At 58.2% G+C, this 22,019-nt stretch carries 14 protein-coding genes; 6 read left to right on the forward strand and 8 right to left on the reverse strand.

The window, feature by feature from the left end; all coding sequences use genetic code 11:
• Positions 1 to 487 precede the first annotated feature (487 nt).
• From JOD69_RS03810 to rpoD, 4 genes are all read right to left on the reverse strand, one after another.
• The gene (locus JOD69_RS03810; RefSeq protein ID WP_086135406.1) at positions 488 to 1,918 is read right to left on the reverse strand and encodes an RtcB family protein; all 1,431 of its coding nucleotides are present in this window, start codon (positions 1,916 to 1,918) and stop codon (positions 488 to 490) included.
• A gap of 25 nt (positions 1,919 to 1,943) precedes the next feature.
• Positions 1,944 to 2,399, reverse strand: a complete 456-nt coding sequence (locus tag JOD69_RS03815; RefSeq protein ID WP_077732674.1) for an archease — start codon at positions 2,397 to 2,399, stop codon at positions 1,944 to 1,946.
• Positions 2,400 to 2,718: 319 nt separating this feature from the next.
• On the reverse strand, positions 2,719 to 3,027 hold the full coding sequence (locus JOD69_RS03820) for a GYD domain-containing protein (RefSeq protein WP_077732654.1): 309 nt from the start codon (positions 3,025 to 3,027) through the stop codon (positions 2,719 to 2,721).
• A gap of 456 nt (positions 3,028 to 3,483) precedes the next feature.
• Entirely contained in the window at positions 3,484 to 5,286 is a 1,803-nt protein-coding gene (gene rpoD / locus JOD69_RS03825; RefSeq protein WP_280858449.1) for an RNA polymerase sigma factor RpoD, read from the reverse strand.
• A 543-nt stretch (positions 5,287 to 5,829) separates the two neighbouring features.
• Between rpoD and JOD69_RS03830 the strand changes: the two genes are divergently transcribed.
• The 4 genes from JOD69_RS03830 (at position 5,830) to JOD69_RS03845 (ending at position 13,622) form a co-directional block, all read left to right on the forward strand.
• A complete protein-coding gene (locus JOD69_RS03830; protein ID WP_086135408.1) occupies positions 5,830 to 6,291 on the forward strand; it encodes a hypothetical protein in 462 nt (153 codons plus the stop codon).
• Between the two features lie 413 nt (positions 6,292 to 6,704).
• Positions 6,705 to 8,420: an SbmA/BacA-like family transporter gene (locus tag JOD69_RS03835; RefSeq protein ID WP_077729254.1), complete on the forward strand. Its 1,716-nt coding sequence runs from the start codon at positions 6,705 to 6,707 to the stop codon at positions 8,418 to 8,420.
• Between the two features lie 27 nt (positions 8,421 to 8,447).
• Positions 8,448 to 11,630, forward strand: coding sequence for a discoidin domain-containing protein (locus JOD69_RS03840; RefSeq protein WP_086135409.1), 3,183 nt, complete (start codon positions 8,448 to 8,450; stop codon positions 11,628 to 11,630).
• 762 nt (positions 11,631 to 12,392) lie between these two features.
• Positions 12,393 to 13,622: a dicarboxylate/amino acid:cation symporter gene (locus JOD69_RS03845; protein ID WP_086135410.1), complete on the forward strand. Its 1,230-nt coding sequence runs from the start codon at positions 12,393 to 12,395 to the stop codon at positions 13,620 to 13,622.
• A 58-nt stretch (positions 13,623 to 13,680) separates the two neighbouring features.
• Here JOD69_RS03845 and JOD69_RS03850 read toward each other — a convergent pair whose 3' ends face one another.
• From JOD69_RS03850 to JOD69_RS03860, 3 genes are all read right to left on the reverse strand, one after another.
• Positions 13,681 to 16,200: a PAS domain S-box protein gene (locus JOD69_RS03850; protein WP_086135411.1), complete on the reverse strand. Its 2,520-nt coding sequence runs from the start codon at positions 16,198 to 16,200 to the stop codon at positions 13,681 to 13,683.
• A 452-nt stretch (positions 16,201 to 16,652) separates the two neighbouring features.
• Positions 16,653 to 17,813 carry a hypothetical protein gene (locus JOD69_RS03855; RefSeq protein ID WP_086135412.1) on the reverse strand — a complete coding sequence of 387 codons (1,161 nt, stop codon included), beginning with the start codon at positions 17,811 to 17,813 and terminating at the stop codon, positions 16,653 to 16,655.
• Between the two features lie 516 nt (positions 17,814 to 18,329).
• Positions 18,330 to 18,830, reverse strand: coding sequence for a Spy/CpxP family protein refolding chaperone (locus JOD69_RS03860; RefSeq protein WP_168183901.1), 501 nt, complete (start codon positions 18,828 to 18,830; stop codon positions 18,330 to 18,332).
• Positions 18,831 to 19,306: 476 nt separating this feature from the next.
• On the opposite strand from JOD69_RS03860, the gene JOD69_RS03865 reads away from it, so the two are divergent.
• Both JOD69_RS03865 and JOD69_RS03870 read left to right on the forward strand, forming a co-directional pair.
• Positions 19,307 to 20,041: a SagB/ThcOx family dehydrogenase gene (locus JOD69_RS03865; protein ID WP_077729247.1), complete on the forward strand. Its 735-nt coding sequence runs from the start codon at positions 19,307 to 19,309 to the stop codon at positions 20,039 to 20,041.
• A gap of 190 nt (positions 20,042 to 20,231) precedes the next feature.
• Entirely contained in the window at positions 20,232 to 21,134 is a 903-nt protein-coding gene (locus tag JOD69_RS03870; protein WP_077729246.1) for a diaminopimelate dehydrogenase, read from the forward strand.
• Positions 21,135 to 21,358: 224 nt separating this feature from the next.
• On the opposite strand, the gene JOD69_RS03875 is transcribed toward JOD69_RS03870, so the two are convergent.
• Positions 21,359 to 21,934, reverse strand: coding sequence for a hypothetical protein (locus JOD69_RS03875; RefSeq protein WP_139841163.1), 576 nt, complete (start codon positions 21,932 to 21,934; stop codon positions 21,359 to 21,361).
• Positions 21,935 to 22,019 lie beyond the last annotated feature (85 nt).

Genomic DNA, 22,019 nt, shown 5'->3' on the forward strand with positions numbered 1-22,019 from the left:
GCCGTTACCAGCCGTGGAGCCTTAGAGCATTTTCCGATTCGGTGTCAGAGGGCCCGATAGGTAGGTCGGCAATCCCTTCCCAATCGCAAACGGTCATCCGGGGAAGGGGCTGGCCGGCGCTCCCGGCCAGGTCGTTTGCGATTGGAGCGCCCGAATGACCCTTCCAATCGCAAACGGTCGCTTTAGTCGCGACCCTTCCAATCGCAAAACGGCCGTCCTGGGAGCGCCAGGACGCCCCTTCCAACAAAATCCTTTGCCGAGCCGATAAGTCGGCAAGGGATTGCCGACCTACGTTCCTCCCACCCGACACGAAGCCGTACACCGGGATGAAAAACGCTCTGGAGCCTATCCCAGTAGGTCCCCAAAACCCTTCGACCGGCCTGTCCTGAGCCCTTCGACTTAGCTCAGGACAGGCCCGTCGAAGGGCTCAGGGCGAACGGCCTACTGAGATAGGCTCTTAGTCCAGCTGCAAAAAGGGAAGCGCCGGTTACCCCTTGATGCAAGCCATCGGCGTGACCTTGGCCACCAGGCGCGCGAGCCCGGCTCTATCCGCGGCTATCACGACGTCATGCACGTCTTTGTAGGCGCCCGGCGCTTCTTCGGCGACTCCGCGCCACGAGGGGCTGCGCACGATGATGCCGCGCGCGGCCAGTTCGTCGACCACCTCTCGGCCGCCCCAGGTGCGCACGGCCTGATGGCGGCTCATGGCGCGCCCGGCGCCGTGGCAGGCGGAGGCGAACGACAAGGTTTCTCCGCTCGCGGTGCCCGACAGGATGTAGGACGCCGTTCCCATCGAACCGCCGATCAAAACCGGCTGTCCGGTCTCGCGAAACACTTTCGGCAAATCCGGATGACCCGGACCGAAAGCCCGCGTCGCGCCTTTGCGATGCACGTAGACCCGCTTTTTCCGGCCTTGTATCAGGTGCTCTTCGACTTTGCAGGTGTTGTGCGAAACGTCGTAAAGCAAATCGAGCCGGGCTTCGGGCAGGATTTCCGCAAACACCTTGCGGGTCAGATGCGTGATGATCTGCCGGTTCGCCAGCGCGCAATTGATCGCGGCGCGCATCGCGCCGAGGTATTCCCGGCCGACCGGCGATTCGATCGGAGCGCAGGCTAATTCCCGGTCGGGCAGGGCGATGCCGTATTGCACCGCGGCCGCCTGCATGCGCTTGAGAAAGTCGGTGCCGATCTGGTGGCCCAAGCCTCTGGAACCGCAGTGGATGGTGAGCACCACGTCGCCTGTCGCCAGGCCGAACGATGCGGCGATGGCAGGATCGTAGATCTCGCTGACTTCTTGCACTTCAAGATAATGGTTACCCGAACCCAGCGTCCCCATCTCCGCTCGCTGTCGCTCCTTGGCGTGAACGGACACGGCGTCCGGCTTGGCGCCCGCCATCCGGCCGCGCTCTTCGATCCTCTCCAGATCTTCGGGGCGGCCATAGCCTTGCCGAACCGCCCACTCGGCGCCGCCGGACAGCATTTCGTCCATTTGAGCGTGATCGAGGCGGATATGGCCGCGGCTGCCGACGCCGACCGGTACGGTGGCGTACAGAGCATCGACGAGTTCCTTTTTGAGCGGGTCCACTTGTTCGCGTTTAAGACCGGTATGCAGGGTTCTAACCCCGCATGAGATGTCGAAACCCACGCCTCCGGCCGAGACGACGCCACCCTGCTCGGCATCGAACGCGGCCACGCCGCCGATCGGAAAGCCGTAACCCCAATGGGCGTCCGGCATGGCGTAGCACGCGCCGACGATACCCGGCAGCATGGTAACGTTCACAGCCTGCTCCCTGACTTTTTCATCCATGTCGCCGATCAAGGTTTCATCGGCATAAATGATGACCGGCACCCGCATACCGTTCACCGGCTCGATGCGCCAGGCGAATTCGGATAGCCGCGTCAGGCGATTGATATCCATCGTCGACCCTCTCTTGACTGATGCTTTACACGTCTACGACACATTGCGCTATCCAAACGCCGTTTTCATCCCGATAGACTTTGAGCTCGGTGTACGTGGCGCCCTTGACCTCCACCGCGGGGTGGTGGCGTTCCCGTTCGACGGGTTCGCCCCAGGCGATGGCGTGCAAGGCGGAACCGTCGATACTGACGTCGAAGCGGCCGAATACCATCTGGCGCACCGCCATTTCATAAACGAGTGCATTCAGCCAGTCCACCAGCAGCGATTCTATGTCGGGCGCTTCGCAACGGATTTCGACCGGCGTCGTGGTTCCGACCTGGACGGGATCGCAGATGACGGCGTTCAGCGCTTCAGCGGCGTGAGCGAAAGCTTTTTCGATCGTAGCGCCTCGGCCGCGCACGCCCATGTCGGCCATGTGCGGAAAATGCTCCCAACTGGGCGCATCGGTTGCGGGTTGCAATTGGCCGGTTTCGGTGCTCATGACTTGCCTCTTAACGGGATTTGGAATCGTCGCGCCTGAATGCTTTCCGGTAGGTTCATCGGCCTTGCGAAAGCGGATGAACGCGGAATGGCCTGTTTCGCTGGTTCTTGATTGGCCGATCGATCTGCACAGTGCCCAACTTATATTGGGACCCTTAGGAACGATGGAAATATCCGGAAATCTTCGGTTGATCGTGGCGCCGAAAAAATTCGGTTCTCCGCCGCCACGACAACTCGGAAGTCCTTCCTTCAAAACGGGTTTCGGCGGCGCGGCGGGGCCGATCGACGTGCGCAGGCCGTCCGAATTGCTCAGTGGGCTCTTAACCATGCCCCATTTGCTTCGGCCCTTTGAGCTTCTTGATGAAATCGTCGATGTGCATGGCTGGCAAGGTCATGGGAATGACCGAGCCGCGCGAACCCAAATCGACCGCAAGATGAGCGGCAGTCTCATTGTCTGGCGCCTCTATGATGGTCAAGAAATCGTGAGCCCCAAGGAGGGCATATTGGGTAAGAACTTTGCACCCGAATTGCTCGATTTCTTTGTTCACTTCCACTATCCGGTCGGGATTCTTGTGCAGGGTTTGCCGGCCTTCGGACGTCAAGGTGGTCAGCAATACATAAGTGGCCATCGTATACCTCCTTCTCTGGAGATTGGAAAATCCAAAGCGTTTCGATTAGAGCTTGTGCAGTTTGATCGCTCTCGTCATTTTCGATTCCTGCCTCTTTCTTCCGTAAGAAGAACGGAACCTTTGAACCTTTCGCCCTTTGGGAAAAGTCGCTACTGAAGCGACGTTTGCGATTGGAAGAAGAGGGACGTTCAGAGAAGGCGAGCATGGCGGAATCGAAAAAAAAAACCTTCCCTGATTTTCAACTCCCTCACTTTAACCCTCTCTCGGAAGGAGAGGAGACAAGCAGCGGATTTGCGTAAGTTCTATCGGCAAAAATAGAAAATGCGCCAGCCCCGAGACGCTGTCAAGTAAGGAGATCCCCGTAACCGGCACCCGGCGCTACGAGGATAAAATCCACCGCTCGCCGATGAAAAGGGCGATGGCAGGGCGGCAGTCCCTTGCCGACAACTATCCTTATCAGCCCAAATCGAGGAAGCTGCGTAGCGGTTCGGAACCCGAGGATTGACGTAGCTTGCGCAGTGCTTTCACCTCGATCTGGCGGATGCGCTCGCGGGTGATGTCGAACTGTCTCCCGACTTCCTCGAGGGTATGGTCGGTGCTCATATCGATGCCGAAACGCATGCGCAGGACTTCGGCTTCCCGCTCGGGCAGACCGGCCAAGGCTTTCCGGGTTGTTTCGCGTAAGCCCGAAGTCGTCGCCGACTCGACCGGCGACGTGGCATAAGGGTCTTCGATCAGATCGCTCAGATGGGTGTCCCCGTCGTCGCCGATGGGGGTTGCCATCGAAACGGGCTCTCGGGTGATCTTGAGTATCGCCCGCACTTTGTCCTCGGACAGGTCCATGCGCTCCGCCAGTTCCTCCACCGTTGGGTCGCGGCCCAGCTCTTGCAACATTTGGCGCGAGATCCGGTTCAGCTTGTTGATCGTTTCGATCATATGGACCGGGATGCGAATGGTACGCGCCTGGTCGGCGATGGCCCGCGTGATCGCTTGGCGAATCCACCACGTGGCATAAGTGGAGAACTTGTAACCGCGTCGGTATTCGAATTTGTCCACCGCTCTCATCAAGCCGATATTGCCTTCCTGGATCAGGTCGGGAAATTGTAGGCCCCGGTTGGTGTACTTCCTGGCAATGGAGATCACCAGCCGCAGATTCGCCTCGACCATCTCCTTTTTCGCTTGCTGTGCCTGATTCTCAGCGATCGAGACACGTCTGTTCATCTCCTTGATGTCACCCATCGAAAGTCCGGTCGCTTGTTCGATTCGGGCCAGTTCGTTTTGAGCTCGTTCGATTCTGTCGGCGAATGCCGCCAGCGGCTCGGCAAAAGGCGCGTCCTTTTTCAACTGTTCCGGCAGCCAATCCGGAGAAGTCTCGTTTCCGACGAAAGAATCGATAAACTCCGCGCGAGGCATTTTTGCCTGGTGTACGCAGATATCCTGGATCGATCTTTCCTGCTCGCGAATCTTGGCGACGGTGCTATGTAAAACTCCCGTCAGTTCCTTAAGAAACTGTGGCGTTTTCTTGAATTCCAGGAAGCTCTCGGTCAAAGCCTGGAAGGCTTTTTCCGTGTGCTCGTGGCGGTAGCCGAATTCTTGAAGCATGCTGAGCGCGGTGTCGTAACGCTTGGCGAATTCCGCCAGTCTTTCCTTTACTTGCACGGAATCCGGACTGCTTTCGGTTTCCTCGGGTAACTCGGCGTCCGATTCCGCGTCGAGCGAAACTTCTTCGGACTGCGGTACCTGACTGACGAAACCCGAAATCAGATCGGACAGACGTACGCCGCCCCGCTCGATGGTTTCGAAAGCCTTGAGAAAATGGTCCATGGCGGGTAAAAAACGCGCCAATTCCTGCGCCGCCTGGTTCAGGCCCTCTTCGATCCGCTTGGCGATGCTCAACTCCTCATTCCGGGTGAGCAAATCCACGGCCCCCATCTCACGCATGTATATGCGTACCGGATCGGACGTGCGTTTTTGTTCGGCATCGATCGCCGAGGTCAGCACTGCGGCGACGGCTGCGGTTTCCTCTTCATCCTCCTCGGTGACAACCGCCGGCACGGAAATCAGATCGGCGTCAGGCGCCTCTTCGTACACGTCGATCCCGATATCCTCGATCAGGCCGACGATATCTTCGATTTGATCCGGATCGGCCATGTCGTCGGGCAGATGGTCGGTGATCTCCGTGTAGGTCAGATAGCCCTGGATTTTGCCCTTGGCGATGAGCTCTTCGAGCTGAAATTGCTGCTGTTCTTGATTCATCAACTGAGTAGTCGTACTAGCTATGTTGCTAAAAAATTCAAACTTGTCTATTTATGGAAATCGTTGAGAAAACCGACGAATATCGATCACTATCTGTAAACAGGTTCCGTTGGATTGAATTCGGGTTCCACGCTTGCCGACGTTCCGGATTATCTCGACGGGTGAGCGTCTTCGCTCGGTCGGCTAGGCCTTAAATAAGGCTAGATCTTGCTTTTCCAAGAGACCGGGAAGTCTTTCGGAATGAACGCGGTACCGTGGGAGAGGACCGTCTTTATAGAAGTTCTGTCGGTTTTTCAATGCAATAGACTTACCCATGGGCGCTTAAGTTCCGTATCTATTGGGCGAGTTCGGAGCGCGGCGCGAGTGCCGCGCAGCAACCGAGGATTTGAAACAAGGTCTAATTCATCGGGCGTTCAGTGGCCGGGTATAGCGACTCGTCGACAAGGCTACACATAAACTTTGACGCGATTGGGGAGACAATAGTGCCAGTCGTTTTAATTTCCTCAGTTTTCCGGGCGAGGCACCCATGCTCGTAGATTCGTCCAGATGCTTACCTTACCGTTCAGCTCGGAAGGCGAGCCCCTAGTGAGCGCCCGGCCGATCGATGCGATAGGCATTCGTTGGCTCCCGTTGGTGCTGGCCATGATAGGGGCCGCCGGTTGCGCGATCGATCCGGCCCGTCTGAACGGTCTCAGCGATCTCGATGTTTGTCGCGGGTACGCGGTTTACGCTACCTGGTTCATTTCCAATTCCCGGGCAGATCAATACAGGCATGAAATCGAGCGGCGAAACTTGGTTACTCCGGAAGAATGGGTACTGGTGGAGCAGAAGCGAATCCAAAAGGGCATGAGCCGATGCGCTCTTTATGCCTCATGGGGCATGCCGATGAGTGAGAATACGGTAGACGGGGCCGAGGAAGAAATCCGACACGTTTACCACGCCGGCTGGCTGATGTCGCCCGGCTCCGTCTACACGAAACACGGCAAGATCGAAGCTTGGGCGTATTGAATAGCGGGCGCATCGTCGAATACCCCATCTTCGCCCGTTTGGTCCCGGTGCTAGAACATGGAGCACGTTTGCCCGAACTTGCCACGGAAAAGGCCTTGCTCCACACTGGCGTTATTAACCCGGCCTATAAATATAGGCCAGGTTAATCCGGGGCAGGGATGCCCCGGCGCGGCGACAAGCCGCGTGAGCCCAGGCCGGGCGTGTACCGGCCTGGGCGGCGGCCCGTAAATACCAGGAGGGTATTTACGGGCCTGATTAATAGATAAGCCAGTCGCGGTACCCGGCCTGGACAGGATGGATTCGGACCGAACGGAACCAAAGGAAGGATGACCATGGCGACTCAACGGCAACCACGAGGCACCCACGGCTCGAGCCGCCGGGGCAGCGGCCAACCCCAGCAGGTAGCGTAACGGATGGATGGACGACAAGTACTGATCAACCGGCAGACTTGGGATCAATTTATCCGCTCGGTCAAGAGTTTCGCCGGTTCCGAGGTCGGCGGGCGGGCCAAGCGGCTCTTCGCGGGGCTCATTCTCCTGCTGTTCGCGGTCAATGGCCTGAATGTGGTCAGCAGCTACGTCGGCCGGGATTTCATGACGGCGATCGAACACCGTAACGTGTCCGCGTTCACTGGCCAGGCCCTTCTCTGGATCGGCGTGTTTGTCGCGGCCTCGGCGGTGGCGGCGATTTTCCGGTTTACCGAAGAAAGGCTCGGTTTGCTGTGGCGAGAGTGGCTGACGCGATTGGCGGTCGTCCACTACCTCGAGCGCAGGGCCTATTTCCGTCTGGATGAAACCGGGAAGATTACCAATCCGGACCAGCGTATCGCCGAGGATATAAGGGTATTTACCGCAACCACGCTGTCCTTCGTACTCATGCTCCTCAATGCCACGTTCACCGTATTGGCATTTTCAGGGGTCATGTGGTCGATCAGTCCGATCCTGTTCGCCGTTACCATCGCGTATGCCGCCGGCGGTTCATACCTGACCATTGTGTTGGGCCGAACGCTGGTCGAATTGAACTATGCCCAGCTCGATAAGGAAGCCAATTTCCGGGCCGATCTCATCCATGTCCGGGAGAATGCCGCGTCGGTGGCGCTGCTGCACCGCGAACGGCGGCTTGGCGCCCGGCTCTTGCGTCATCTTGACGATTTGACGGGAAATTTTCGGCGGATCATCACGGTGAACCGGAACCTTAATTTCTTTACCACGGGCTATAACTACCTGATCCAAATCATCCCCGCCCTCGTCGTGGCGCCTTTTTTCATTCAAGGGCGCGTCGAGTTCGGCGTGATCACTCAGTCGGCGATAGCCTTCGCCCATTTGGTGGGCGCCTTCTCGCTGATCGTCACGCAGTTCCAATCGATTTCTTCGTTCGCTGCGGTGATCGCGCGGCTCGGTTCGTTGGCCGAGGCCATCAGCGGGGCTCGAGCGCCCGAAAGATCGGCCATCGAGACTAGCGAAGGCGAGCACGTGGCTTATGTGGGGCTGAACGTGCTGTCGCCGAGCGATGGCCGTCCCTTGATCAAGGATTTGACCGTCTCGATTTCGCCCGGAATCAGGGTTTTGGTCATCGGGCCGAGCGAGGAGGCCAAAGTGGCATTGTTCCGAGCCACTGCCGGTATCTGGGATAGCGGAACGGGGCGTATCGTTCGACCCGAGTCCAATCAGATTTACTTTCTTCCGGAACGGCCCTACCTTCCACCGGGCACGCTGCGGGAATTGCTCGTTCGCAGCGGGACAGAGGAATCGATCGCGGAAAACCGAATACTGGGCGTGCTGCGCGCTTTGGATCTCGAGCCTATATTGGCGCGTATCGGCGGGCTCGATGTCGAGCGGGATTGGGACCACATGCTTTCGCTCCGGGAGCAACAGCGATTGGCTTTTGCCCGTCTCATGCTGGCCGCCCCGCGTTTCGCCTTTCTGGATCGCATCAGTACTTCCATGCGGGCCGACGAGGCCGGCCAGCTGTTGAGGATGCTCTCGAAAAGCGAAATCACTTATGTCACGTTCAGTCGATGGACGACTGGACGAAGGGGCACCGATGAGAAGCTGGAGAACTACGATGCCGTCCTCGAACTCGCCGGAGACGGTGGATGGAAATGGCGGTTGATTCAGGATGAAGAATAATATGGAAGCGATTTGTCCTCGGCGGCTATGTTCCGACTCGGATTGGCACTCATTGCATTTCTGATGCTTGTCGCGGCAGCCGGAACCGCGCCGGCCGATTCCGCACAGGTGTTGGACAGGTTCGGACGGGTGGAGGGCTGGAGCACCGTCGCAGGGCAGGGAGCCCGAGTATCATTGGCGCCGGACCGGGGCCGGGAGGGATCGGCCTTGCGCATCGACTTCGATTTCCGGAAGGGCGGCGGCGAAGTCATCGTCCACAAGCCGTTTCCGATTGCGCTGCCCGATAATTACGCCGTTACTTTAGCCCTACGCGGCACCGCGCCGCCCAACGTTCTCGAGATCCGATTGGTCGACCGGTCGGGCAAAAATGTCTGGCGCTTCCGAGATCCCGAATTTCGTTTCCCCAAAACCTGGCAGACGCTGCGCGTCAAGCGTCGCCGGTTCGAGTTTGCCTGGGGGCCGGCGGGCGAAAAAGAATTGGCGGAACTAGGGCTTATCGAGTTCGTGATCGCGCGCGGAACCGGAGGCCGCGGCACGCTCTGGATCGACGATCTGCGACTCGAACCGCTTCCGCCGCAGCGCGCTTATTCCGGATCGCCGTTCTTGACGGCGTCGAGTTCGCTTCCGGGGCTGGAACCGGCGCGGTTGCTGGATCAGCACCCCGAAGCGGCATGGCATAGCGCGAGCAACCGCGAACCTCAGTGGCTGCTTCTGGACTTCCGCGAGCGCCGGGAGTACGGCGGATTGATCATCGATTGGCACCCAGAGGACTATGCCACGGCGTATTCGGTCGAACGTTCCGACGACGGCCGAAATTGGCACAGGGCTTATGCGGTAACCCAAGGCAACGGCCGGCGCGACTACATTCCTATGCCTGAGTCGGAGTCCCGTTTCGTGCGGCTTTCCCTGGCGCAAAGCCGGCGCGGGAAGGGTTTCGGAATTCGCCGCGTCGAGGTCGCGCCGATCGACTTCAGTTCTTCGTCCAACCGAATGTTCGAACGCATCGCCCGCGATTCCGAAAGGGGGGCTTACCCCCGTTATTTTTTAGGCGAGCAAACCTACTGGACGGTGATAGGCAGTTCCGGAACCGAACGCCGAGGTGCGGAACGCGAAGCCCTTCTGAACGAAGACGGCATGCTCGAGGTCGACGAGGGTGCGTTTTCCGTGGAGCCTTTTCTTTATGTCGATGGACGGCTCCATGGCTGGGCCGACGGAACCGCTAAGCCCTCTCTCGAACGCGGCTATCTGCCGATTCCTTCGGTGCGCTTGGAACGAGGGCCGCTCTATCTCACGGTCACCGCGCTGGCGAGCGATGATCCGAAAGGTTCGATCCTTGCCCGTTATCGAGTCGAGAACCACACTGGAGCGGCCGTGAAAGCAAGTCTTTTTCTCGCCGTGCGCCCGTTCCTGGCGAATCCGCCGTGGCAATCCCTGCATACCATGGGCGGCGTTTCGCGTATCTACAGGCTTGGATGCGAAAATGCCGTTCTCCGGGGCGACGACCGTCTCGTCGTGCCGCTGACGCCGCCCGCCCAAGCCGGCGTCACGAGCTTAGATGGTTATCCGATCACTCTGGATCTGGCTCGAGACGCCGTTCCGCCTGCGAAAGCAGTAACCGATGCGAACGGATTGGCCAGCGGCGTGCTCCGCTATCCGCTCGTTCTCGCCCCTGGCGAAACGCGGGATGTTTATCTTGCGCTTCCCGCAAAAGGCAAGCCGGGCAGCCCGAAAAGACTTCTACATGGCGCGGATGCCGGCCAATTCTGGGAAAGGCAATACGCCGAGATCGTTCGAAAGTGGGAGAGGGAACTGGGGCAGGTCGCGTTTCGGGTGCCGCCGGCCGAGGAGGATTTCGTCCGCACCGTGAAGAGCAATCTCGCCTACATCCTGATTCATCGCGACGGACAGGCCTTGCGGCCCGGTTCGCGACGCTACGGCCGCACCTGGATTCGGGATGGGGCGATTACCTCCGCTACGCTTCTGGCCTTCGGCCATGCGGCGGAGGTGCGCGAGTTTATCCGCTGGTACGCTGGCTATCAGACGGCGGACGGAGCGATTCCCTGCTGCCTGGACCCGTGGGGTCCGGACTCCATGATCGAGCATGACAGTGCCGGTCAATTCGTTTACACAATCGCCAATTACTACCGCTACACCGGCGACCTCGAGTTCCTGAAGAGCTTGTGGCCCCGCATAACGCGGACCATCGACTACCTAGCCGCCCTGCGGCGGCAGCGCTTGACCGAGGAATACACCAAAGGCGAAGCTTTTCGTTTCTTCGGCCTCATACCGGAATCGGCCAGTCACGAAGGCTATGTGGCCCGTCCGGTCCATTCTTACTGGGATGATTTCTGGGCAATCCGGGGCATCGACGATGCCGCCCAATTGGCCGCCGCCGTCGGCGATCGCGAACGAGCGGCCCGCTATGCCGAATTGCGGGATGCTCTGCGCGCCGATGTCCACAGCTCGATCGGCTTGACTCGACGCAAGTTCGGCATCGACTTTGTTCCCGGTTCCGCGGAGCTCGGCGACTACGATCCGACCTCCACGGCGATCGCCCTTTCGATCGGCGGCGAGGCAACGGGACCCCTGGCTCCGGTTTTTCAGCGGACTTTCGGTCGTTATGCCGGCGATGTCGAGGCCCGGATAAGACGCGAGCTCGATGAGCAGGCCTATGCGCCTTACGAATTCCGCAATGTCGGCGCCCTGGTTCGGCTCGGAAAACGGGATGCGGCGTTCAGGACGCTACAGTTTCTTTTCCAAGGAAGACGCCCGGCTGCGTGGAATCAGTGGGCCGAGATCGTCTGGCGCGATCCCCTCGCGCCGCGTTTCATCGGCGATATGCCTCATTCGTGGATCGGGGCGGAATTCATCCAGGCTTTCCTGACCCTGTTTGCTTACGAAGAGACCGATCGGCGCCTGGTGATCGGTGCCGGTTTGCCGCGCCATTGGGTGGAAGCGGCGGGGGGCGTGGGAGTCGCGGGGCTGAAAACGTCCTATGGAATACTGAGTTATCATGCCGAAGTGCCTGCCCCCGGCGAAACCCGGATCCGGATCGATGAGGGTCTGACGATCCCGCCGGAAAACATCATCATCGATCTGCCCCTGCCGCAGGCGCCGCGCCGGATCGAAGTGAACGGCAAGGCGCAGACGTTGACCAATGGCCGATTCTTACTTCGGGATCTTCCGGCCGAGGTGGTTTTCCGCTATTGACCCGAGATTTTCCACGGCGAGCCGCTTGCACCGATAAGAACTGCGGGTGAATCGTAACCGAGAACTGACCGTTTCCTGACGACTCTTGTGCTCTAGCGGGTCTATGATCACCATCGACGTAACTGACAAAAGAGTCTTTTGCATGTTTCTTCTAGAGTCTAAACAACAGATCAGTTGCTTTGCCAGATTCTTCTTTGTGGGCCTTGCGGTATCCGCCACGTCTTTGCTGGCCACCGTTGCCTTCGTAGTGTTCATTCTGGTACCCGAGGAAGTGCGAAGCGCCACCCTACGCGGACCGCTTTTTCCTTGGTAAGTGATTGGCAATATGGTAAGGCTCGAAAATCCTGCTGGCGTGCCGTTGTCGGATAATTCCGAACGCAACCGTTAGCGGTTGACTGCTCTTCCCCAGCCTGTCCGGTTGAGGCGCGCAGCCCCCCTCGCATTTCTGCTTCCGGCCACGCTCATGTTCAGGTATGGCCGCGATTTACTACTTGAAGTGTTTGCAAGTAGCCTCGGACCTCGGCTGATAGTTATACTAAGTTCCGATACGGTGCCTATTTAAGCGCATCATCGAATAAAGCGAGCCGAATTGGGCGGCGCCTTTCATATTCATCGATCGGCCGATACCATGAAAACGAAGAAGGCCGATCCTTACATCAGCGTTTGAATTCGTCCCCTTATACTTTCAACACCGGTTGACATGCTTTTTAGCCCGATGGATCGGCCATCGGGCTTTGCCGGAACATTGCTTGATTCAGCGAGATGCCAAAAAATATTCTGACGATCTCCATTCTTGCCGCTCTCGTGCTGGGTGTGGCCTGCGGAGAACTGGTCCGCCGTTTCGTTCCCGATCCGGACGAAATCAAAACGTTCGTCAGTAATGTCTCGCTCTTGACCGAGGTTTTCATGCGCCTCATCAAAGCGATCATCGCCCCGCTCGTGTTCTCGACTCTGGTGGTCGGAATCGCCAAGCTGGGCGATGTCAAGGCGATCGGTCGACTGGGCGGAAAAGCCCTGTTCTATTTCTTCGTTGCGAGCCTCGCTTCGCTCTCGCTCGGCATGGTCCTGGTCAATCTGGCACAACCGGGCGTTCAGCTCCATCTGCCTGTCTCTCAGGACGCCGTACATGCTGCTCTGCCTGCAAACCACTTTGACCTGAAGACGCTCCTCCACCACGTGATTCCGCAAAATGTAGTGGAAGCCATGGGGAACAACGAGATCTTGCAAATCGTCGTGTTCGCATCGTTTTTTGGGGTGGCGGCGGCAACAACTGGAGATCGGGGCGAACCCATTATCGCCGCGCTGGATGCCCTGGGGCACGTGATGCTGCGGGTGACCGGCTACGTCATGCTGTTGGCGCCATTAGCCGTGTTCGGGGCGGCCGCGGGGATTATTGCCCAGAAGGGAACAGGTATTATCTCGACCTACGGTACGCTGATGATCGAGTTCTATCTGGCGCTGTTACTGCTCTGGGGAATGCTGATTTGCGTGGGATTTCTGGTGATTGGGACGCGGATAAAAAACTTGCTTTCGCGGCTTGGCGGACCGTTCTTGCTGGCTTTCAGTACGGCCAGCAGCGAGGCCGCATTTCCGAAGACGCTGCAGGAACTGGAGCGGTTCGGTTGTCCCAACCGCATTGCCAGTTTCGTGCTTCCCTTGGGTTATTCCTTCAATCTGGATGGCTCGATGATGTACATGACCTTCGCGACCTTGTTCATCGCCCAGGCGTACGGCATCGATTTATCGCTTCACCAGCAAATCATCATGCTGCTTACGCTGATGCTTACCAGCAAAGGCATCGCGGCCGTGCCGCGGGCGTCACTGGTCATCATTACCGGCGCACTATCGATGTTCGATATTCCGGAAGCGGGGCTGCTACTGCTCTTGCCTATCGACCATTTCCTGGACATGGGACGTTCCGCCACCAATGTTCTGGGCAATGCAGTGGCCGCGACGGTTCTGTCGAAGTGGGAGAAGCAGCTTCGCCATTGAAGACACTTCGGCTGACTATCCACAGTTTCGGTGGACAATCCTGTGCCGCAGCGATGCGCTAGCTTTGGGCTGGCCGCACCTCGCGTGAGGCGAGCAAGGTCCTGAGGATACCGGGGTCGATCGGCTTGACCAGATGATGATTGAAACCGGCCGCTGCGCTTCGCTGTCGGTCTTCGGCTTGTCCGTACCCCGTCAGGGCGAAAAGCGTCATCGAGTCTCCGTATTCCTTTCGTAAGTGCTGAGCGACTTCATAGCCGCTCATTCCCGGCAAACCGAGATCGAGCAAAACCACATCCGGCTTATACGTCTGGCATATATCCACTGCGGACCGGCCGTCATGGACGATGCGTGTTTCATGTCCCCACAGCTTCACCAGCAGGGCCATCGATTCCGCCGCGTCGTAATTGTCGTCCACCACCAGAACCCGTAGCACGGGCGGTGCTTCGGACGCCGGTAGAGCGCTCCAAGAGTGGGAAACCAGCTCGGTTTTTGCAGACAAAAGCGGGAGGTAGATAATGAACTCGCTGCCTTTTCCAGGTCCGTCGCTGCGCGCTTCGACATAGCCCCCGTGCATTTCCACCAGCCGTTTGACCAGTGAGAGCCCGATGCCCAATCCTCCGCGGGCACGGTCGATCCCCGGATCGACTTGGGCGAAGAGGTCGAAGACTTCGGACAGATCGTTCTCGGCAATTCCGATACCGCTGTCTCGAATCGAGACGAGGACTTCGTCCTTCCGGTCCTTGACGGTCACCCAGATGTGTCCGCCGTCCGGAGTGTACTTGTTGGCGTTATTGAGAAGATTGTCGAGTACCTGCGTTAATCGAACATCATCGCCCTCGACATAAAGAGGACAGGGCGGCAAAGTCAGCGTGACGGTATGCTGATGCGCCGATGCGCTGGGCCGGTGGTTTTCCACGACCCGAGCGGTTAAGGCCACGAGATCCACGGGCAGTTTGTGCAGGTTGATTTTGCCGCGCGTGACCCTTGAAACATCGAGAAGGTCGTCCACCAGCCGAGCCAGGTGCTGGGTCTGCCTCTCGATCATTTCGAGCGGCCGTTGACTCTCGGGCAGTAGCGGCACTTGGCGATGCAGGATATGGACGGCGTTACGGATCGGCGCCAGAGGATTCCGAAGCTCATGGGCCAGCATCGCCAGGAATTCGTCTTTGCGGCGGTCAGCATCGGCAAGCTCGGCCGCTCGGCGCCGCAACGAGTCTTCCAGCCGCTTGTACTCGCTTAAATCGACGATGAACGCGATCCAGGTGAACGGTGAGCGTTCCAGCGCAGTGGCGCAGATCAGGATCGGCACCCGAGTGCCGTTCTTACGGATGAATTCTTTCTCGAAAGGCGTGATCGCGCCGTGATCCAATAACTGGTTCCGAGCCGCTTCATCCAAGGCTTGGTATTCGGGCGGCGTCATCTCCGGCCAGCGTAATCTTCCCGCCTGCAGATCCTCACGGCTGTAACCCAACATATCGAGGAAGATCTGGTTGGCATTGCAGATCTGGTCTTCGATTCCCTCAAACACTCCGATGATATTGGCTTCCACCAAGCGCCGGGCGCGCATTTCGCTTTCGCGCAAGGCCTCTTCGGTTTGCCGGCGCTCGATGGCCAAAGCCAGCGTATAGGCAACGGCGCGCAGGAATTGGGCATCATCCTCGGTAAAAGCGCGGTGCTTTTTGGTATGCACGCCCAACACGCCGTAGGGCCGCGCATACCCGGGAATGGTGATGCTCATGCCACTCACGACGCCGTGCTCGAAGAGCAGAGGCGGACCGCTGAAGCGCGTCTCGCTGCGAAGGTCGTCGACGATGACCGGTTCGCCGGCGATCAGGGTGCTCTCGTCGGCCGGTTTGGAGATTAGCAGCGTGTAACCTGCTTGAGACTCCAAACCGGCGCTGACCGTTGCTTCTCCAACCAATCCTTCTCGCCAGCCCACACCCGCCTTCAATCGTAAGGCCCGACCATCGGGAAGAAGCTCCAGGATTTTCGTGTACTCGATGTCGAGACACTGGGCGATCTGTTCCACGGCGTGCTTCATCAGCCGATCAAGACTGGTGCCGGCCAGGGCCGATTGGCTCAGATCGGCGAGAATAGCCTTGCGGTGCGCGTGCTCCTGGATTTCGGCCTCGGCAGTCTTGTGGGGAGTGATATCGCGTATGACGCTTATGGTTAAGGTACCTTCCTCCGCCTTGATGGGCGCCAGATGGACGTCCACGGGAAACTCGCTGCCGTCCCGTCGCAGGCCGTAGAGTTCGGGGCGCTGGCTCATCTTGAGCCGATAAGGCGCTGCGCGGTAGTGCTGCCGGTGATCGATATGACGTGCTCTATAACGCTCCGGAATCAAGCTCTCGATTGGTCGACCCAGTAAATCTTCTCGATCGTAGCCGAACAATCGCTCCAGCTCCGCGTTGATTTGCCGGATGCGGCCTTGAGAATCGACGACCGCGATGGCATCCGGCAAGGCTTCGAAAAGAGCCTGACACAGCGTTTGATTCTCGGGCGATATTGCTTCGCTCGGCTTGGGCTTCGCGCGATCCCAGAGAGTTTCAAAAGAGCAGGGATTGATCTGTTTCATGATGCTGCACGCTGGGACGGCGGAGTTTACTTCTTCCGCTCCCTGAACGTTAGTGTCTCCTTATGGCATCGACGCAATCGGAGACCGATGGACCAATAAAGACCGCCGAGAATGAGTTGCTATCGGGATGCATTCGCGGGAGCACTGCGCGTCTCGGTACCGGGGTGTGGTTATTCATCGCGGTTTGACCTATTCAAACCCGTCCTGGTTTCCATGATTTTAGAGCCTTACGCGATATTTGGTGGAAGTTTCTTTGAGTTTGTCCTAAACGCGGGGCTCGCCGATAGCTGCGCTTTCGCCGATGTGAACGCCGCTCTGTTTTCACTGCCTGAAGTTCGGCAGGTGGTACAGGCCGTCCGCAGCTTGTCATCAGCCGGAAACAATTTATCGAGAAGATATAAGCCGAGGATCTTGGTGCATCAGGTGTCGCACCAAACCGGACCAGGGACGGTCTACCTTTGCTGATAGGCTTCGGTCTCCAAAATCATTTGCCGGAGCCATTCCATATACGGGGTTCCGCCGGTTCCCCTCGGGTCGCCGGTCCAGCGATTGATATATTCCTGCGCCCAGCCGTAATGGACACGGCGGAAAGAGGCAATCGCCTCGAGTATGGCATTAAAAGATTCTTTGTAGCGGGGGTGTCGGACGTTCGGCATGGCCTCGACCTCCTCGATGAGCCGGCGATGTTCGATAGGCATGTAGTTCCGCATGTCGGCCAAATGATCGGTCAAAGCCGAACGCTGGTGCGGAATCTTCAGGAACGCAACCAAAGTCGGCATGATACTGCTCTGCGCGCCGGTCTCGCCGCGGAATCGGATAGGCGCTTGGTCCACGCACTCATAAGTCACGCCGTCGAAAAATCGGATATACGGCCTAAAAGTCTTGTAATACAGGCGTGCATCCATTTTCTCGGGTATCCGTTTGAGCACTTCGACTTGGCGTCGCACTGCACTTTCGATTTGCCACAGTTCGGTGCCGATGTCGGAATTCGGATCGACGGCGAATTTCCGTTTGACCGAAGCAATGGCGGCCAGAATGTCTGCGGCAATCGCCTCGATTTCCACATGTACCAGAATGAACCAGTGTTCATCGTACATGTGAACGAAATTCTGGATCGTGTCGATGTTCCCCAACCGAATCGGCTGGTCTTTGCGGAAGCGCTTCCAGTTATACAAGGCATAGCCGTCGTAGCTCAAAATCGGCGGACGCCCCAACAGCAGGCAGGCTTTTGCCAGCGGTACGGCGATGTTGCGCGGCAGCATTCGCGCCGGTTCCATCCCGACCTGATTGACATAAGCGGAGGCGAGAAAACCGATCCGTAGGTAGTACAGCCGAAGCTGCGGCAGCGTTTCGGCAGTGACCGGTTCCTCCCAGCTCGGGATATCGAGCTCCCGCGCATAAGCGCGAAATCCTACGTCATGCAGAAGGCTCGGCAAATCACGGCCGACCTCGTCGATTACGGCGTAGCGGGAATCGTAAGGGAAGGCCGTGAGGGGGTCCTGTTCTGGTAGAAAGCCGCGCTCAGCATAATGGGATTTCAACAGTTCGCTTGCTCCGGCCTGCGAGGCTCCCGGGCCGAGTCTGTCGTACTGCCCGTGTGTGTCGGTGATCATTGCTGCTCCGGTGAAAAGCGGGTTTTGCTGCGACTGAGACCCCGGTTATGCGAACTTCGTTCGCTTTGTGGGGAGTAGTCTCCGTGGTAATGGCCTTCCGAGCTACTATGCGGCGGCTCCCTTATCAATCCTACGAACGGCAATCCGAGTCCTTTTGGCTCGTCGATATCCGCCGCGACACCGAGCCACTTTATGATTTGAATTTTTCCGTGTCCAGTCGGGGGGGTAATCGACTTGCCGTCGATAGTGGCATGCCGCATGGACGCATTCCGTGCAGCGCGTCAACCACGTCTTGAACGGTGCCGGTCCACAAGTCCGATGTCTCCGGCACTGTTCATGAGTGCCCGGAATGTCCCAACAAGAACCCGAGGGTTTCCAGCAATACCCCGAATCCTAGAAAAACCAGGCCAATCCAGGCGTTCTCCGGAGCAAGCAGAAACAGCACTCCCCCGGTTGCCAGTAAACCCAAAGATATACGCCTGCGAATGGTCGGACTCTTGAGCATGGGGATCGATGCTACGGTTCAGCCCCAAGCGATTTCAATTGATTAAGTTGCTCCGGAGTCAATACGGCATTGATCGCCGCGCGGGAACTCAAAGCCGTGTTCACCAATGCGTCGAAAGCCGCCGTGTGATTTTTTGCCGCAATACGGATAGCCGCCTCGTCGCTCGCCGGGTTCAGAAAGAGCCGATAGGCCGATCGTTGGGTTTCACGAAGTTTCTTGCCGATTTCCTTGATCTTTTGCTGATTGTCTTGGTGTATCCGCACGATCTTGCCGATTTGTTCGTCGGAGAGCTTGAGCTCGTTGACGTGGCGAAGCATCACGTTTTCATAGCTTTCATGCGCCCGCAATCCGCCTTCTTGCAAGCTTTCCAATAGCTTGCGTAGCTTGACGCCATGCGCGCTGTCCATGGCGCGCGGCTGGCTTTCGGTTGCGGGCGTCTTCGCGGCTGCCGGCAATCCCCATGCGGTTAATGCAAAAACCGATGCCGTCAACAAAGCGGAGAGCTTTTTCATGGGTTTCCTCGTCATCCAACGCCGATTGTCAGATCATTGCGCTTCGAGGCCGACGAGCAACGCCCGGTAAGCGCATCGTCGAGTGTGCCCCGGGAGAACGTTGGACATAACGAGCACCGGAAAGCACTAATCGCGTCGGCCATCGAACTTGAACAACCAGGCGACTCGGCCCTGAGCCAATTTCGACCGTCATCGAAATATTCGATCGGACAGCCCGTGGCCTAGTTCCGCCTGGACCACCGCTCTCGTGAGTCTCGTGCCGACGGCAGTTGGTCGACGATTCGCGGACTTCAAGATTTTTTCGCAAACGAAGGCCGCGCACTATGGTCTATCAAAGATTAAAGCGTATCCTTGTAGGAAGCCGGCATGTACGACTGGATTGTCGTTGTCCCGGTGTTCGGGCATGGCTGTAACCTGTTCGGATTCTTGGGCTTCGACCGAAAAGCCGGTTATTGTTCTAGTAAAGGAGATAGACGATGCGGAAGGCTTTCTACGGACGCTGCGCCCCCCGGTTTTTCGTGCTTCGAATTATCTTGGCAAGTGCTCTTACGGCCTATGCGTCTTTACTCTCCGCGAGATCGGTCGATACCGGGAGACACCGCGTGATAGCCGCCGAGATCATTGTTCTGCCCGCGCCGCATACCGCGGGTTCCATGTCATTGGAAGAGGCCTTGCACAGGCGCGATTCGGTTAGGGAGTTTCTCGGGACGCCGATGTCGTTGGAAGACGTATCTCAGCTCTTATGGGCCGCTCAGGGAATCACCCATGACGATCAGCTCCGCACCGCCCCTTCGGCCGGTGCGCTTTATCCGTTGGAGCTGTACCTAGTGGGCGGCGACGTTCTCAATCTGCCGGCAGGCATTTACCGGTATCTCCCTCAACGGCACCGGCTGGAGGTGATCCGTCGCGGCGATTTTCGGGCCGATCTCGCCGCCGCGGCAATGCATCAGGATTGGCTGAAAGACAGCGCGGCAATCCTGGTATTCGCTGCCGTGGAGGAGCGAACGACCGCGAAGTACGGCTCCCGCGGCCGCGCCTACGTCCATGCGGAAGCCGGGCATGCGGCGCAGAACGTTTTGCTTCAGGCGGTAGCCCTGGGACTTGGCGGTACGCCGGTCGGGGCATTCGATGACGAGTGGTCGGCGCAAGTTCTGGACCTTCCAGCGGAGGAGAAGATCCTATATTTGGTGCCCATCGGAAAGCCGCGCTAAGAGGTTATGCGAGAAGCTACTCGCGTCCCATAGAGGCCCTTTCGACTGAGCCTAGGACGGGCACGCTCTTGGGCTGCCCGCGAGGCTTCCCACATACCCTCCAAGAGACGCCGGCGGCGAGAGCGATCCCCCTTGTATCCTGGAACGGCACCGTGCCGATTGACGGTTTTGATCATTCAGGGAGTGAACCATGCGACGTTTGCACATTGCCATCGTCGGTTTCGGCAGACTCGGTTTGGCGTGTGCCGAAGCGGCACGGAACGACGAACAGATTGTCTTGGCCGGTGTCGTGCGCCGACCGGAGTCGGCGCAGATCCTGCCCGCTCCCTTCGATCGGATTCGTGTCGTTTCCCATATCCGCGAATTGTCCGGTCTCGATGCGGTGTTGGTCTGTATCCCAGCGGAGTGGGTTAGGGGCTGCGTACACGATTTGCTCCAACTGGGTCTGCCCGTCGTCGAGTGCGCAAGATTTCATGGCGAGGCTGTTCTTGAGCACAAGCAGGCCATAGATCGCTGGGCGATCCGCTTCGAGCGGCCCGCTGTCGTGGGCGCCGGCTGGGACCCTGGGGCGCTGTCCTTGATGCGGGATTTGTTCGCTCTGCTCACGCCGAAAGGACACACCGACATCAGTCATAGGCCCGGCATCAGCCTGCATCACACCACGCTGGCCGGCTCCGTACCGGGAGTTAAGGGGGCGCTTTCGACGGAACACCGGAACGCCGACGGGCAGATGGAGCGCTATGTCTATGTCGAATTGGCGGACGGCGCGAGACTGGAAGAAGTGAAAGCGGCCGTTGCCGCTGACCCGCTGTTCGGGGGCGACATCACCACCGTATTTCAGGTCGAGAGTATGGCGGCGCTCGAGGACGAGCACGGCGTACTGCTGCAACGCCACGGTTCGGCCGGTCAAACCAAACACCAGTATCTGATGTTCGAAGCGCGCCTTTCCGAGGCCGCCCTGAGCGCTCAAATGATGCTGGCGGCGGCCCGTGCGCTGCCCGGTTTGAAGCCTCGCGCTTATTCGCTGTTCGATCTGCCTCTGGGCGCCCTTTGGGGTGAGTTGCGTAAGGATTCGGAACAGACGTTTCTCTGAGTCGCTGCCGTGCATCCTTATATCTCGATTCTTCCGTTCACAAGAAGCAGAATTTCCGGCTGATCACCGGGAGAGCGACCTCGGATCGGTAGGTTACGCGGAGCCTGTCCTGAGCCTGTCGAAGGGCCTGTCCCGAGCGGAGCCTAGGGGCTAACCCACCATCGATGGGTTTCGCTTCGCTCTACCCATCCTACGATGAATGTTCACTCGAATGCCGAATGGAATTAGCTATGTTCGCCTGTTTTCTTTCGAATCGGCGAAGGTATGTTGGCCAAGAATGCGTGAAACAATGTCGGATCGTAACCGACAGCAAATCCCAGCAAGGATAATAGTCCCGCCATCCTGAGATACTGGGCGGCATTGGTCTCGCTGATCGCTTCCGTCGTTCCGCCGGGAATTCCGATGGCCAAACCGGCGATGTACAGCAGATAAACCAGAAAGCTGCGGCACATGCTGGCCAATGGAGATTCTACCCGGTAGGCCATGCTTACGGGAGCCAATGCCTGGTCGGAGTCTGCGGGTTGATCCTGGTCTTCGGTCCCTGCTTGATACCCCTTGAATGTCAACCGGCTCGATACTCCACCTATCACGCCGGAGAGGCATGTCAGTATGGCGACGTTGGTGTAGGTGTAAAGAGAAGCTGCGATGATGAAATCGTGCCAATTGAACGATGCCGCGAGATGGTCGCGATAGGGGCGTGACGAAATCAGCAGTCCTGAACCGAACAGCGTGATCCAGGCGACGAGACCCAAAAAGCCTATGACATAATCGACCCATTTTCGGTATGGCATAGTTTTCATCTTGGCGCCTCCTTTGATAAAGCGCCTTGATTTTAGAGGCTTTTGGGGGATTAGCCATACCGCTGTCCAAGCGCCAGCAATTTTC

It is taken from the genome of Methylocaldum sp. RMAD-M (genome assembly GCF_017832375.1).
In the GTDB taxonomy this organism is placed as follows: domain Bacteria; phylum Pseudomonadota; class Gammaproteobacteria; order Methylococcales; family Methylococcaceae; genus Methylocaldum.

Bases quoted from the DNA above. Each gene is read 5' to 3' on its own strand.
- JOD69_RS03840 (WP_086135409.1), top strand. From the start codon at position 8,448: ATGTTCCGACTCGGATTGGCACTCATTGCATTTCTGATGCTTGTCGCG.
- JOD69_RS03875 (WP_139841163.1), bottom strand. From the start codon at position 21,934: ATGAAAACTATGCCATACCGAAAATGGGTCGATTATGTCATAGGCTTT.
- JOD69_RS03850 (WP_086135411.1), bottom strand. From the start codon at position 16,200: ATGAAACAGATCAATCCCTGCTCTTTTGAAACTCTCTGGGATCGCGCG.
- JOD69_RS03865 (WP_077729247.1), top strand. From the start codon at position 19,307: ATGCGGAAGGCTTTCTACGGACGCTGCGCCCCCCGGTTTTTCGTGCTT.
- JOD69_RS03810 (WP_086135406.1), bottom strand. From the start codon at position 1,918: ATGGATATCAATCGCCTGACGCGGCTATCCGAATTCGCCTGGCGCATC.
- JOD69_RS03860 (WP_168183901.1), bottom strand. From the start codon at position 18,830: ATGAAAAAGCTCTCCGCTTTGTTGACGGCATCGGTTTTTGCATTAACC.
- JOD69_RS03815 (WP_077732674.1), bottom strand. From the start codon at position 2,399: ATGAGCACCGAAACCGGCCAATTGCAACCCGCAACCGATGCGCCCAGT.
- JOD69_RS03845 (WP_086135410.1), top strand. From the start codon at position 12,393: ATGCCAAAAAATATTCTGACGATCTCCATTCTTGCCGCTCTCGTGCTG.
- JOD69_RS03855 (WP_086135412.1), bottom strand. From the start codon at position 17,813: ATGATCACCGACACACACGGGCAGTACGACAGACTCGGCCCGGGAGCC.
- JOD69_RS03835 (WP_077729254.1), top strand. From the start codon at position 6,705: ATGGATGGACGACAAGTACTGATCAACCGGCAGACTTGGGATCAATTT.
- JOD69_RS03830 (WP_086135408.1), top strand. From the start codon at position 5,830: ATGCTTACCTTACCGTTCAGCTCGGAAGGCGAGCCCCTAGTGAGCGCC.
- JOD69_RS03870 (WP_077729246.1), top strand. From the start codon at position 20,232: ATGCGACGTTTGCACATTGCCATCGTCGGTTTCGGCAGACTCGGTTTG.
- JOD69_RS03820 (WP_077732654.1), bottom strand. From the start codon at position 3,027: ATGGCCACTTATGTATTGCTGACCACCTTGACGTCCGAAGGCCGGCAA.